Annotated in this window: 10 protein-coding genes and 1 pseudogene; 10 read left to right on the top strand and 1 reads right to left on the bottom strand. The window is 62.6% G+C overall.

The window, feature by feature from the left end; genetic code table 11:
• Positions 1-2 precede the first annotated feature (2 nt).
• The 9 genes from IEX85_RS20695 to IEX85_RS20735 all read left to right on the top strand — a co-directional run bounded on the left by IEX85_RS20695 (position 3) and on the right by IEX85_RS20735 (position 12,319).
• Entirely contained in the window at positions 3-1,562 is a 1,560-nt protein-coding gene (locus IEX85_RS20695; protein ID WP_188862536.1) for an AMP-binding protein, read from the top strand.
• Between the two features lie 11 nt (positions 1,563-1,573).
• Positions 1,574-2,815 carry a thiolase family protein gene (locus IEX85_RS20700; protein ID WP_188862537.1) on the top strand — a complete coding sequence of 414 codons (1,242 nt, stop codon included), beginning with the start codon at positions 1,574-1,576 and terminating at the stop codon, positions 2,813-2,815.
• Positions 2,816-2,826: 11 nt separating this feature from the next.
• The gene (locus IEX85_RS20705; RefSeq protein WP_188862538.1) at positions 2,827-4,182 is read left to right on the top strand and encodes an NAD(P)/FAD-dependent oxidoreductase; all 1,356 of its coding nucleotides are present in this window, start codon (positions 2,827-2,829) and stop codon (positions 4,180-4,182) included.
• Between the two features lie 176 nt (positions 4,183-4,358).
• Positions 4,359-5,030 carry a hypothetical protein gene (locus IEX85_RS20710; protein ID WP_229722038.1) on the top strand — a complete coding sequence of 224 codons (672 nt, stop codon included), beginning with the start codon at positions 4,359-4,361 and terminating at the stop codon, positions 5,028-5,030.
• Positions 5,031-5,167: 137 nt separating this feature from the next.
• Positions 5,168-6,655, top strand: coding sequence for a flavin monoamine oxidase family protein (locus tag IEX85_RS20715; RefSeq protein WP_188862539.1), 1,488 nt, complete (start codon positions 5,168-5,170; stop codon positions 6,653-6,655).
• Positions 6,656-6,664: 9 nt separating this feature from the next.
• Positions 6,665-7,321 (top strand): c-type cytochrome, encoded by a 657-nt coding sequence (locus IEX85_RS20720; RefSeq protein ID WP_188862540.1) that lies wholly within the window; start codon positions 6,665-6,667, stop codon positions 7,319-7,321.
• A gap of 18 nt (positions 7,322-7,339) precedes the next feature.
• On the top strand, positions 7,340-7,990 hold the full coding sequence (locus tag IEX85_RS20725) for a hypothetical protein (protein ID WP_188862541.1): 651 nt from the start codon (positions 7,340-7,342) through the stop codon (positions 7,988-7,990).
• Positions 7,991-8,167: 177 nt separating this feature from the next.
• Positions 8,168-9,256 carry an efflux RND transporter periplasmic adaptor subunit gene (locus tag IEX85_RS20730; RefSeq protein WP_188862542.1) on the top strand — a complete coding sequence of 363 codons (1,089 nt, stop codon included), beginning with the start codon at positions 8,168-8,170 and terminating at the stop codon, positions 9,254-9,256.
• Positions 9,257-9,259: 3 nt separating this feature from the next.
• On the top strand, positions 9,260-12,319 hold the full coding sequence (locus IEX85_RS20735) for an efflux RND transporter permease subunit (RefSeq protein WP_188862543.1): 3,060 nt from the start codon (positions 9,260-9,262) through the stop codon (positions 12,317-12,319).
• Positions 12,320-12,378: 59 nt separating this feature from the next.
• Here the strand turns inward: IEX85_RS20735 and IEX85_RS20740 are convergent, their stop codons facing one another.
• Positions 12,379-13,080, bottom strand: coding sequence for a TetR/AcrR family transcriptional regulator (locus tag IEX85_RS20740; protein ID WP_188862544.1), 702 nt, complete (start codon positions 13,078-13,080; stop codon positions 12,379-12,381).
• Positions 13,081-13,224: 144 nt separating this feature from the next.
• Here IEX85_RS20740 and pntA point away from each other — a divergent pair.
• Positions 13,225-13,554, top strand: a pseudogene (gene pntA / locus IEX85_RS20745) (Re/Si-specific NAD(P)(+) transhydrogenase subunit alpha); the annotation flags it as partial.

The following is a 13,554-nucleotide window of genomic DNA, read 5'->3' on the forward strand; positions in this document are numbered from 1 at the left end:
ACATGGCGATTATCGATTTCTTCGACCGCGGCTGGCGCAGCAACCCTGATGGCGCGGCCTATATCCAGGACGGCGAGGTCACGACCTTTACCGAGGCGGGGGAAATGTCCTGCCGCATCGCCAACGCGCTGCTGGCGAAGGGCTTCACGTCTGGCGTCAAGGGCGCGGTCTGGGCGACCAACGATGTGACCGCCTGGCTGTGCGCGCTGGGTCTGTGGCGCGCCAACCTGTGCTGGATTCCGGTAGGGGCCCTCAACGCGCCCGAGGACAACCGCTACGTGCTGGACGCCTTCGACTGCGAGGTGCTGTTCTTCCAGCGCCAGTTCGCCGAGACCGTGGAAGCGCTGCGACCGCAGCTGCCCAAGGTCCGCCAGTGGGTCTGTATCGACGCTGAGGTCGAGGGCGCCGAGTCGCTGGAACGCTTTATCGCGCAGCAGCCGGCAAAGGACCCGCAGGTGGTCGTCGACCCGGACGACGTGATCTGGCTCGGCCCGACCGGGGGAACCACCGGCCTGCCCAAGGGCGTGATGAACACGCACCGCAGCGTGCAGACCAGCTTTGCGCACTTCATGATCAATACGCCCTATCCGTCCGACGTTCGGCCGGTCAACCTGGCGGCGGCGCCGATGACCCATACCGCCGGCATGCTGTCGATGCCCTGCACGGCCCGGGGCGGCACGGTGGTCGTCATCACCAAGCCGGACCCGCAGCTGCTGCTCGCGGCGATCCCCGCCTACGGGGTGACGGAATTCTTCCTGCCGCCGACCGTCATCTACCGGCTGCTCGATATTCCCGACCTGAACAAGAAGGTCGACTTCTCGTCGCTGCATTACTTCCTCTACGGTGCCGCGCCGATGTCGGTCGAGAAGCTGCGCCAGGCCGTGGAGGTGTTCGGACCGGTGATGATGGAAGGCTACGGCCAGACCGAGGCGCCGGGCGCCATCGCCCACCTGACGCCGGGCGAGCACTTCGTGGACGGTCAGCTTGCCGGTGACGAGCGGCTGTCCTCCGTCGGGCGGCCCAACCCGCTGATCCGCGTCGAGATCATGAACGACGACAACGAGATTCTCGCCCGGGGCGAAACCGGCGAGATCTGCGTGCGCGGTGACCTGATCATGAAGGGGTACTACAAGGACCCGCAGAAAACCGCCGAGACCCTGATCGACGGCTGGCTGCACACCGGCGATATCGGGCATCTCGATGCCGACGGCTACCTGCACATCACTGACCGCAAGAAGGACATGATCATCTCGGGCGGTTTCAACGTCTACCCGAGCGAGGTCGAGCAGGTGCTCTGGGGCCATCCCGCCGTGCGCGACTGCGCGGTGATCGGCGTGCCGGACGACACCTGGGGCGAGGCGGTCAAGGCGGTCATCGAGTTGAACGAAGGCCAAACCGCCGACGCTCAGGCGCTGATCGCGTTGTGCAAGGACCGGCTCGGCTCGGTGAAGGCGCCGAAAAGCGTCGACTTCGTCGAGTCCCTGCCGCGCAGCCCCGTCGGCAAGGTGCTGAAGAAGGACCTGCGCGCCCGCTACTGGCAGGGCGCCAACCGGCAGATCTGAGGAGTTAGCCAATGGAACCGATTTATATCGCCGGTATCGCCATGACCGAGTTCGGGCGTCACCCCGGGCGCAGTCTTCAGGATCTGGCACAGGAGGCGCTCAACGGCGCCCTGACTGATGCCGGCGCCCAACGCACCGATATCGGCGTCGTCTTCTATTCCGGCATCACCAACGGGCACCTGCAGGGGCAGCTGTCGATCCCGGGCCAGGTGGTGATGAGCAAGATCGGCATCGAAGGGGTGCCGATCTACAACGTCGAAAACGCCTGTGCGTCCGGCAGCTCTGCCGTCAATCTGGCCGTGCAGAGCCTGCGCGCCGGCACGACCGACGTGGCGCTGGCGCTGGGCGCCGAGAAGATGGTGGTCGACGACAAGCTGAAAACCCTGGCGCTGTTCGAGGCGGGCTGGGACGTTTCCAGCGCCGAGGAGAACTACGAAACCCTGGTGAAAATGGGGGAAGGCGTCGTGCCTCCGCCGGGGTCGCGGTCCGACCGTCCGTACAGCAAGTTCATGGACATCTACGCCGCCATGTGCCGCTGGCACATGAAGACCTACGGCACCACCCAGCGGCAGATTGCGGCGGTCTGCTCCAAGAACCACGGCCACTCGGTGCACAACCCTTACTCGCAGTTCCGCAAGGCCTTCACTGTCGACGAAGTGCTGGCGGCGCCGCCGATCACCTATCCGATCACGTTGCCGATGTGCGCGCCGATGACCGACGGCGCCGCGGCGGCGATCCTCTGTACCGAGGCGGGTCTGAAACGCCTCGGTGCCGACCCGAAGCGTTGCGTGCGGATCGCCGCCAGCGTAATCCGCAGCTTCACCCATCGCGGTATCGAGGCGCCGCAGCTGCACGTCAGCCGCCAGGCGGCGCTGCAGGCGTACGAGATCTCCGGCCTCGCCCCGGAGGATATGGACGTCGCAGAGGTGCATGACGCCTCGGCCATGGGCGAAATCATCCAGGCGGAGAACCTGGGGCTGGCCCCCCTCGGCCTGGGTGGCCCCTGCGCCGAGCGCGGCGACTTCACCGTCGGCGGCCGCATCCCGATCAATCCGTCCGGCGGCCTCGAATCCAAGGGTCACCCGCTCGGTGCCACCGGTATCGGTCAGCTGTTCGAGCTGACCACCCAGCTGCGTGGTGAGGCGGGCCCCCGCCAGGTCGAGGGTGCGCGCCACGCCATCCAGGAAAACGGCGGCGGGCTCCAGGGCGTGGAGGAGGCGGCCGTCGCGGTCCATATACTGAGCAAGGTCTGAGGTAGAAAGTCATGAACAAGGTACTTGAGGCTAACGTCGATACCGTGACCGGGGCCTATCGCTCCCTCGGCGGTTGGGTGGAAAAGCCGACCGACCTTCAGCCCGCACTCGAGGGTGACATCAGCGCCGATGTCGTCGTGGTCGGCGCCGGTTTCGCCGGGCTGTCCACGGCGCTGGAACTGGCCGCGGGCGGGGCGGAGGTCGTCGTTCTCGAACGCGACTTCGCCGGTTTCGGCGCCAGCGGGCGTAATGCCGGTTACCTCGGCGGCAGCCTGGGTATCGAGTTCGAGTTCTTCCACAAAAGGGTCGGTCACGAAAAAGCCAGGCAGATTGTGAGCTTCTACGACGAGGGCGTCACCTACGTGGAAAGGCGGCTCGCGGAGCTTGGCATCGACTGCGATTACAACGCCTCGGGGAACATCCGCGTCGGCGTCCATCCGTCCCAGGAGAAGAAAGTCCGCAAAGCCATGCAGCTCGGCCTTGAGCTCGGGTCCAAAACGCAGTTCCTGGACCGGGCCGAGATGCGCGCGCGTGGAATTCCACCGGCGTTTCTGTTCGGCTATGCCCAGCAGCACGGTGGCACGCTCGATCCCGGGAAATACGTGATGGGGCTCAGGCGGGCGGCGCTCGACGCGGGCGTGAAGCTTTATGAGAACACGCCGCTGCTGTCTTACAGCGAAGGCTCGATTGTTAAGTGCGTCACGGAACGGGGCAGCGTGAGCGCCCCCTACCTGGTGCTGGCCACCAACGCCTACACGCCGCAGCTCGGCCTGCTGCGCGACAAGGTAGTACCGCTGCGGGTGTCGGCCATCGAGACCGACCCGCTGTCCGCGGCACAGCTGGACACCCTGGGGTGGCCTGGACGGGAAGGCCTGATTACCGCGCACTGGACCATGGAGAGCCATCGCCTGACCGCCCGCAATACGCTGCTCGTCACCACCAAACGGCTCGATTACGCCTACGGCTCGCAAACGCCGAACGTGCCGGACGCCGCCGCCTATGGTGCGCTGGCCGGGGCGCTGAACGAGCGCTTTCCGACGCTGCGGGGACTGGGCATCCGCGCCTGCTGGAGCGGCTATGTCAGCATGGCCTACGACGCGCTGCCGGTGGTCGGCGAAACCGGCGCCCAACAAAACATACTCCATACCGCCGGCTGCAGCGGGCACGGCGTCGCCACCCAGTCGCTCATGGGGTTGCTGCTGGCCGAACGGATTCGCGGTAGCGAACATCCGCTGCTGTCGGCTCTGCGCCACAAGACGCCGTCGACGCTACCCGAACCATTGCAGTGGTGCGCCGTCAAGTCGGCGCTCGCGATGACGAACATGCTCGACGACCGCATCAACCGCAAGGTCCGGAAGCGGGCCTGACACCCGGCGAAAAGCATCGCCGGGCGCAGGCTCTGAATATTGGCAATTGAAAAGCGGGCGACCTCTTGCGTGCGTCCCGCATCCATGGTTTCGGCTTTTATGCCGTGGCAGCTCGCGGAGACAGTATGAATACCCGATCTATAGAAGTAGTGCGTTTAACGGCCTGGGCCGCAATTGTGGGCGGCATCTTCGCCTACCTGAATGTGGCTTTCATGCTGATGGTGACCCAGGGCGACATGCGAATGACGTTCGATGGTGCCGCGATGCTGAGTCTGCCGGCCGAGACGCGTGAACTGTTCCGTTATTCGATGTTTGCGGATGTACTGGGTTTTTATCTGCCGATGGTCGTCATCGGCGGCTATTTCTGGGCCAGTTTTCGTGAACAGGCCGGCCCCCTGGGGGATATGGCGGTGTTGGCGATTCTCCTTTACGTGATGCTGGGCGTCACTGGCGCGAGCCTGCAGCTGGCGACGCTGCACCCGCTGGCAGACCTTCACGCAGCCGGCGATGCGGCAGCCAGGGCGGCAGCTGAAGCGGCCTGGAGCAGCATTGCCATTGGCAGCCAGAAGGGGCTCTGGTGGTGCGAAGGCCCCGTGGTTCTGTTCTGGGGTTTGGTCGTCGGCAAACAGCTCAAGGCGGCGGGTTGGGGCAAATCCATTCTCTGGCCGTTGACGCTGGTGGGCTGGTGTTTTGGCCTCTTTTTCGTGACGGGATTCTTTGCGCAACTGGACGAGGTCAACAGAGCGCTGCTGGTCGTCGTCGTGCTGGTGTTCCCGCTGTGGCTGATCATGTTCGGGACCCAGTTGCTGAGCAGGCGGCCAGGCTTCGTCGCAAGCGCGCGGCCCTGAATACATAAAGCAGAAATACACCCGCGCCAACGGGCGGCGTATCGGTTGCGCATTCCAGCTCAATACCGGAGCGGCAATCGACCGTGACGTTTGACCGCCAGGCGCAACGCCAACAATGACAGTGGGAGGCTAGGAGTATGGCTGGCAAACGCACCTCAACACCTTATCTCGATCTCAAACGACGGCAGATGCTGAAATTCGCTGGCGCCTCGGCGGCCATAGGTGGCTTTGGTCTGTGCTCAGGACTGGCAAGTGCCAGCGAAAGCACCCGGCCCGGCGATGATGCTGAGGATGTCCTTGATGTTGCTATTATCGGCGCAGGTCTGGCCGGTTTGACGGCCGCCAGGGATCTGCATTTGGCGGGCAACCGCTCGTTTCTAGTACTGGAGGCCAGGGATCGAGTCGGCGGACGTACCCTCAACTTCGAGGTGGGCGACGGCCACGTTTCGGAAGTGGGTGGTCAGTGGATCGGGCCTGGTCAGACAGCGGTTCAAGACCTTGCCCGTCAGCTCGACGTCGGCACTTTTCCGCAATTTTACGAGGGGCGGACCGTCGTCATGGGCGGCGACGGTCGACTCGAGTACGACCTCGGCGGCACCTTCGGCACCGACATGACCATCGCCGACAAGCTGAGCGAGATGTCCCACGAAGTGCCTTCCGGGGCGCCCTGGCAGTCGCCGAAAGCCGCGGAGTGGGACCGGCTTTCGGTCGGTGACTGGTTGGCAACACAAAATGTCCAGCCGGAGGACCAGTCCGGCTGGGATGCTGCCCTGACACTGACTGGCGGAGTTTCCGTCAGCAAAATGGGCCTGCTGCATTATCTATCGATGATCAATTCGGCCGATTGCGACTATGAAAAGCTCGATTCGATCAAGGATAGCGCCCAGGGCACGCGCCTGATCGGCGGCTCGCAGATTCTCAGCAGCAAGATGGCCGGGGTACTGGGTGACCAGGTTCGACTGCAGTGCCCGGTCCGCAGGATTTCGGGTTGGGATGGCGAGGTCGTCACCCTGCATACGGACCAGGGAAGGGTGCGCGCCCGCAAAGTCATCATGGCTATCCATCCTGCGCTGTGCAACCAGATCGAGTACGAACCGGCGTTGCCGGCGGCGCGTGCAGCGCTGCAGCGTGCCTGGCCTGCGCACTCCCCAGCGCGCAAGATTGCGATGGTGTATTCCCGCCCGTTCTGGCGGGAGAAAGGACTGAACGGTCACATCCTGATGCTGGATGGTCCCATCATCTGGGCCTGGGACAATTCGCCGCCCGATGGCGAGATCGGCATCGTCAATGCGTTTATTTCCAACGCCAACCTGCCCTCGGATCATGAAACCGCCAGGCGCACCTTGATGGACATCTTCGCCCGCGCCTGGGGCGACGAAGCCTTGCAGCCAGTGGCTTACCACGATCAGGACTGGGGGCGTCACGATCCCTGGTCGCTCACCTGTGTTTCGGCCATTCCGCCGGGGTTCTGGTCCACCCATGGTGAGGCGCTGCACCCGCCCTGCGGCAATCTGTTCTGGTCCGGCACCGAAACCGCCGATATCTGGGCCGGTTACATGGACGGTGCCGTGCGCTCGGGTCATCAGAGTGCCCTGCAGGTGCTGAACGCCCTGCGACAGGCGTAGGAGAAGAAAATGAAGAAACTGATCGTGCTGGGTGTCGTTGCAGGTTTTGTCGCGTTGCTGGCTTGCTACGGTCGTGACGCCCTCGGACTGTATCGACTGATGGACCATATCGCCACCTCTTCCGAAGCCAAGGAGGCTGACAGCGGAAGCTGGCCGCGTCTGACAGACGCCTGCATCGGCTGTCACGGCCGGCAGGGGCACTCCCTGCACCAGGGGTATCCGAGTCTGGCCGGCCAGCCGGCGCCCTACCTCGCGTCGCAGCTCAGGCGCTTTGCCAGTGGTGAGCGCTCCAACCCGAACATGGGGCCGCTGGCAATGACGCTGACCGAGTATGAGATTCAGCAGCTGGCCGGGTATTTCGCCAGGCAATCCGCCATCGGCAACGGGTCCTTCAAACCGGAGGCCGCGCTGGTTGCCCGGGGCGAACAGCTTGCCGCGACAGCCGGATGCGCAGCTTGTCACGGCGACAATCTCATGGGGCATGACCAGTTTCCGCGACTGGCCGGCCAGGGGCATGACTATTTGTTGGCGCAACTGAACGCCTTTGCACAGGGGAGCCGCAAGGACCCTGGTGGCGTGATGTCCGCCATCGCCGCGACCTTGTCCGCGGACGATCGCAGGGCGCTGGCCCACTATCTCGCGGCACTTGCCCCTGCCGAGAACTAACAGACAGAGAGTACTACCATGGAAATGAAAGAAATCTTCGGAATCCTTTCGTGCCTGTTTTTGATCCTCGCAGGCATTGTTTATGGCTTCAAGTTCGTCAAGCACAGGAAGAATTACCTGCTTGGCTTCGAGTGGCTGATCGTCGCCTTTTCCGCCACGAACCTGCTGATATTCCTTTTTACGGGTTGGAAGGTTAACTACAGCATTTCGTTTTTTCTTGATGCATTTTCACGCGGTTTCGGTATCCCGATTGTGGCGGTGCTTGGTCTGATGGCCGTCAGCCATAATTTCAAGCCCTCAGTCTTCAAGGACCTTGTTATTTTCGGGATCACGTTTGCTTCCACTTTCGTGCTGGTTCTGGCCGACTTCGTCCAAGGGCCGCTGCCATACTTCTACCTGATCATGTGGTCGTGCTACACGCTCTATCTTGTCTACTTCACTTGGCAGTTGCTGCGTGCAGAAGAATCGTTCCAGGCGTTGCTCACGGCGCTGGGAGCCGCTGCCGGACTGGCGATCGCCGTTGTCTACGACTTCTTTCCGATCCCGGGAGACGACGACAAGATGCTCTTCATGATCTTCGCCCTGACCACCTGGGGTTACACCTTGATCCAGCTTTACTACGCGTACGGTGCGCTGGCTCGCGCCAAGGCTGCCCCTGCAGCCCGTTGATCCGGTGGTTTCGACAGGCTCGGTGCGGTGGGCGCTCTGTTCTGACGACCCATCGCGGTCCCCAGCAGGGCGCTGTCGCTGGATTTGAGCCTAACAGGCTTCCAGCGATAGCTACTTCGAAAATACAGCATTAGCTCCATTCAACCAGAATTGCGGAATACCTTTATGGATGCCCATATGACCCGACTCGTTCGCCGCGTCTCGCCGGCGTTGCTCCTGTTGACGTTGGCGCTGGGCCTGTCCGGTTGTGATAAGACGCCGCCAGCGATGTCGGACCCGGTTTCGCGTCCCGTCAAACTGTTCAAGGTGGGCGAAGCCGCATCGGTTCGCACGCTGGAGTTTCCCGGCAGCGTGATGGCGGCACAGCAATCCGATATGGCGTTTGAAGTCTCCGGCAGAATTGTCGAGAAGCCGGTCACCGAGGGCGAACTGGTCGAGGAGGGAAGGGTTCTCGCCCGACTTGATCCGCGAGACTTCGAGGCAGAACGGGATCGGGCCCTGGCGGAACTCAGTGCCGCACGGGCCGATTTCAATCGCTACAACAGGGCGTTCAAGGCGAACGCCGTCACCGCCCAGGAACTCGACCGTGCCCGGCGGGCCCTGCGGGTCGCCGAGGCCGGGCTGCAGCGCGCGGAAAAGGCCGTTGACGATACGGTGCTGCGCGCGCCCTTTGCCGGTCGTGTTGCGCGCATGCTGGTGGAGGACTTCGCCAATGTACAGGCCAAGCAACCCGTGATGATTCTCCAGAGCGAAGGGGCTCTGGAGATGCGTGTCAACGTGCCAGAGTCCGAGTGGGTGCGTGCCAAGCGTGTCGATTCCGCGGCTCAGATCGAGATCAACGCCAATATCAGCGTTTTACTGAGCTCGCTGCCGGACCAGCCGATACCGGCCAGAATCACTGAGTTCGCCAGCACGGCCGACCCGGTGACGCGCACCTTCGAGGTGACCGTCGGTTTCCAGTCACCGGATGGCTTGATCGTCAGTCCCGGCATGACCGGGCGCGTCGTCTATAAGATGCCGGCGGAAGGCGCCGAAGCCGGTTTGCTCATTCCCGCAGATGCCGTCGTCGCCACATTCGATAACAAGCCCTCCGTCTGGGTGTACGACGAGCAGACCGGTGTGGTGTCACGTCGTTTGGTCACGACCGGTGAGCTGACCGGTGCCAGTATCCAGGTGCTGGAGGGACTGGAGCCCGGTGAACGTATCGCGGTATCCGGTGTGCATACCCTCACCGAGGGCTTTTCCGTGCACCCGATGGAGAATTAAGTAATGAATATTGCCGCCATTGCCATCAGGAATCGAACGGTCACCCTGGTACTGACGGTCGTGATGTTCGTCGCGGGGTTGTCGGCATTCAGCGGCATGAGCCGTCTCGAAGACCCCGAGTTCACCATCAAGGATGCGCTGGTTGTGACCCCCTATGCCGGTGCGTCCGCGTTCGAGGTCGAACAGGAGGTCAGCGACCGTCTGGAAACGGCCGTGCAGCAACTTGGGCAGCTGGAGCGCGTGCGCTCCAAGTCAGAGCGTGGACTGTCGACATTGACGGTTACCGTCAAGGACCGCTACGACAGCGATACGCTACCCCAGGTCTGGGACGAGGTGCGCCGAAAGGTCGCAGATGCGCAGCAGGATCTGCCGCCCGGCGCCGGGCCTTCGATCGTCATCGATGATTATGGCGATGTCTACAGTGTCTTCGTCGTGGTCACCGGTGATGGCTACAGCTACGCGGAGATCAAGGATTACGTGGATTTCCTGCGTCGCGAGCTGTTGTTGGTGAAGGACGTCGGCAAGATCACCACGTTCGGCGAACGGAAAGAAGCGATTTATGTCGAGTTCAACCGTGACCGGATGTCGCAACTCGGTATCCCCTCATCCCTTATCATCGATGAGCTGAGACAAAAAGGCGTGGTAGCGGATGCAGGCCGCGCCCGTGTGGGGTCGGCGTTCGTCACCCTGGCCCCGTCGGGCGGACTGGCGTCGGTTGCAGACTTCGAATCGCTGCTGATACGTGGTGACGACGGCCGGCAGTTCTATCTGCGCGATCTCGCCAATGTACGGCGCGGTTACGTCGATCCACCGGAAGCCGAGATGCGCTTCGACGGCCGGGCCGGTATTGGCGTTGGCATTTCCACCGTATCCGGCGGCAACGTCGTCAGGATGGGCGAAGCCTTGCAGGCGCGAATGGCGGAGCTCGAGGGTCGGCGCCCTGTCGGCATGGAATTCGGCATCGTATCACTGCAGTCGGAAGCGGTTACCACGGCAATATCGGGGTTCGTCGACAGCCTGCTGGAAGCCGTTGCCATCGTGGTGGCCGTGCTGCTGCTGTTCATGGGGCTGCGCAGCGGGTTGTTGATCGGCTTCGTGCTGGTGCTGACCATCATAGGGTCGTTTCTGTTCCTGGATCCGATGGGCGTCGCGCTCGAGCGGATATCGCTGGGCGCCCTGATCATCGCGCTGGGTATGCTGGTCGATAACGCTATCGTCGTGGTCGACGGCGTCTTGATCCGCATGCGAAAAGGCGAAAGTGCCGAGCAGGCGGCCTGCGGCGTTGTCCAGCAGTCGGCCTGGCCGTTGCTGGGGGCGACCCTGATCGCGATACTCGCGTTTGCCGCAATCGGCACCTCGAGTGATGCAACCGGCGAGTATTGCCGATCGCTGTTTCAGGTCGTGGCGGTATCCCTGCTGCTTAGCTGGGTAACGGCGGTGACCGTGACGCCGCTGCTGTGCGTTATGTTCCTGAAATCCCCGCCGGTTGGCGAGTCGGATGCGGATCCCTTCAGTGGTGGTTTTTATCGTCGCTACAAGCAGGTGCTGCGTGCCTGCATTCGCCACCGTTACCTGAGTACGGCCACGGTTACCGCGGTGTTCGCGGTAGCGGTATGGGGTTTCACGTTGGTGGAGCAGAGCTTCTTCCCGAGTTCGACACGCCCGCAGTTCATGGTGGATCTCTGGCTGCCGCAGGGCACTCATCTTGACGTCACCCGCCGGGATGCCGAAAAAGTGGAGCAATTACTCCTGCGGCAGGACGGAGTCAGCCAGGTCGCGACCACGATCGGTCAGGGAGGGCTGCGCTTCCTGTTGACCTATCAGCCGGAGCAGCCCAACAGCAGCTATGCGCAGTTCCTGGTGAGTGTGGATGATTACCGGGATATTGCCGGTCTGATGCCGGCGGTCGAGGCCGAAATCACCGAACGGTTTCCGGATGCGCTCGTCTATGCTTCGCCGTTCGAGCTCGGGACCGGAACAGCCGGGAAGATTCAGGCCCGGTTGAGCGGACCCGATCCGAATGAACTGCGGCGGCTCGCCGACGAGGTGCAGGCGATCTATCGCAGCGACAGCAGCGCCAAATCGATTCGTACCGATTGGAGACAGCGGGTGAAAGTGGTGCGGGCGACGTTGGCGGAGGAGCAGGCCAATGTCAACGGCATCACCCGCCCGATGGTTGCCGAGGCGATCAGGGAAGGCTTCCAGGGCGTGACGGCAGGGATTTATCGTGAAGGCGACCTTCTGCTGCCGATCGTCGTGCGGGCCGACGAAGCGTCGCGTAATAGTATCGACAGCCTCGGGAATTTGCAGGTGTGGAGTCCGGTTGCCGAGCAGATGATCCCGTTGCGCCAGGTCGTGCAATCGTTCGATACCCGGTTCGAGGACGAGATCGTCCAGCGTCGCGATCGCAAGCGTACGATCACTGTTTTTGCGGACCCCGCCAAGGGCACCGCCAGTGAGTTGTTCGCGCGTCTGCGTCCAAGGGTCGAGGCGTTGCCGTTGCCGCCGGGCTATACGCTCGAGTGGGGGGGCGAGTACGAAGACTCCGGTAAAGCCCAGGGCAGTCTTGCGGCAACCATTCCGGCCTTCATTTTCGCGATGATTCTGATCACGGTCATGATGTTCAATTCATTGCGTCAGCCGCTGGTGATCTGGCTGTGTGTTCCGCTGGCGGTGATCGGCGTGACCGCGGGCCTGCTGGCCACCGGCCAGCCGTTCGGCTTCATGGCGCTGCTTGGCTTCCTGAGCCTGATCGGAATGCTGATCAAGAACGCTATCGTGCTGATCGACGAGATCAACCTCGAACTCGGCAATGGCAAGGATCTGGTCGCTGCGATCCTAGACTCCGGAGCGAGCCGGCTGCGGCCTGTGGCGATGGCGGCGCTGACGACCGGGCTGGGCATGATACCACTGGTGTTCGATGCCTTCTTCGTTTCGATGGCGATCACCATTATAGGCGGCCTGCTGTTCGCGACCGTCCTCACCATGGTGGTGCTGCCGGTGTTCTACGCCCTGATCTTCCGAGCGCCTGTAGGAGCCGCATCTCGCGGCGAACAACTCTAGACCATTCGCACCGAGGCGTCGCTCCTGCGGGAGATAGGTGATATCGAGATTTTGGGATGTCACTCCCCTGAGGCGCCCGTTTCAGGCTTGTTGGACGATGGCGGCTCGATCAGGGCCATGGCGGCGTCCAGCAACGCGCGAATGCGTGTCGGCTGGAATCTTTCGGGCTCGATCGGAAACATCATCATCCAGCCGTCGCTGATCGCGCCGAGCTGCTCCGCGAGCAGCTCGGCGGGTATGTCGTTGCGAACCCGCCCCTGGGCCTGCGCCCGCGTCAGAATGGACGTGAAAAGTTCCCGAATCCGCCCGTACCGCTCTCGGACATAGGCGGCAAACACGGGTTCGTGCCTAGCGTAGTCCAGCAGTTGGAAGGGTACCAGCCAGGAGACCGAATCGTTGCTGCTGGTCCAGTTCAGGCACCTGTTGATGATGGCCCGGATGTCGACAGGTTCCAGGCCTGCCTCCAGTGGCTTCTCGATTTCCTCGAACAGCCGTTTAGCGATCGCCGTGATCATCGCTTCCTTGTTCCGGAAGTAGTAAGTCACGGTTCCCGTCGTGCACCCCGCGCGCTTCGCCACCTTCCGTAACGAGGCGCCGACATGACCCTCCTGCGCCAGCACGGTTATGGCAGCCGACAGCAGCCTTGCTCGTTTCGTTTCATGGTCGCCTATTGGACGGCCGCGACCGCTGGCTATTGTCAATTGGCTGCACGCGCCAGCGCGGCGCAAGGCATTGATGTTATCGGATCCGGGCTTGTGCATGGGTATCTCGCGACTCGGTCAAGAAGGAACATAAATAATAACACATGTTGTGTTAAATGGTCCGAGCTGCTAGATTGCCGACACTTGCGGCAGGAGACGACGCAAGCCGGAATCAATACCCCTTGTAATTCGGAGAACAAAAAGATGCGAATAGGCGTCCCGAAGGAGATCGACGAGGGCGAAAAGCGCGTAGCGCTGACGCCCGAGGTGGCGACCCAGCTGCAGAAGCTTGGCTTCAGTCTCGCCATCGAATCCGGTGCTGGCCTGGAGGCCAGCTTCGATGATGATCAGTACCGCGCCGCTGGCGTCGAGGTCGTCGAGGACCCGAAAGAGCTGTGGCACTCGTCCGACATCGTGATGAAGGTGCGCCCGCCGAGCCCGCACCCGGAGCTCGGCTTCTATGGCGTCGAGCTGATGGGCAAGGGCCAGACCCTGATCAGCTTCCTGTATCCGGCGCAGAACCCGGAGATGCTC

Origin of the sequence: Marinobacterium nitratireducens (assembly GCF_014645375.1) — a bacterium.
In the GTDB taxonomy this organism is placed as follows: domain Bacteria; phylum Pseudomonadota; class Gammaproteobacteria; order Pseudomonadales; family Balneatricaceae; genus Marinobacterium_A; species Marinobacterium_A nitratireducens.

Coding starts and splice junctions, on each gene's coding strand:
- IEX85_RS20740 (WP_188862544.1), bottom strand. CDS start 13,080: ATGCACAAGCCCGGATCCGATAACATCAATGCCTTGCGCCGCGCTGGC.
- IEX85_RS20715 (WP_188862539.1), top strand. CDS start 5,168: ATGGCTGGCAAACGCACCTCAACACCTTATCTCGATCTCAAACGACGG.
- IEX85_RS20705 (WP_188862538.1), top strand. CDS start 2,827: ATGAACAAGGTACTTGAGGCTAACGTCGATACCGTGACCGGGGCCTAT.
- IEX85_RS20735 (WP_188862543.1), top strand. CDS start 9,260: ATGAATATTGCCGCCATTGCCATCAGGAATCGAACGGTCACCCTGGTA.
- IEX85_RS20700 (WP_188862537.1), top strand. CDS start 1,574: ATGGAACCGATTTATATCGCCGGTATCGCCATGACCGAGTTCGGGCGT.
- IEX85_RS20725 (WP_188862541.1), top strand. CDS start 7,340: ATGGAAATGAAAGAAATCTTCGGAATCCTTTCGTGCCTGTTTTTGATC.
- IEX85_RS20720 (WP_188862540.1), top strand. CDS start 6,665: ATGAAGAAACTGATCGTGCTGGGTGTCGTTGCAGGTTTTGTCGCGTTG.
- IEX85_RS20695 (WP_188862536.1), top strand. CDS start 3: ATGGCGATTATCGATTTCTTCGACCGCGGCTGGCGCAGCAACCCTGAT.
- IEX85_RS20730 (WP_188862542.1), top strand. CDS start 8,168: ATGACCCGACTCGTTCGCCGCGTCTCGCCGGCGTTGCTCCTGTTGACG.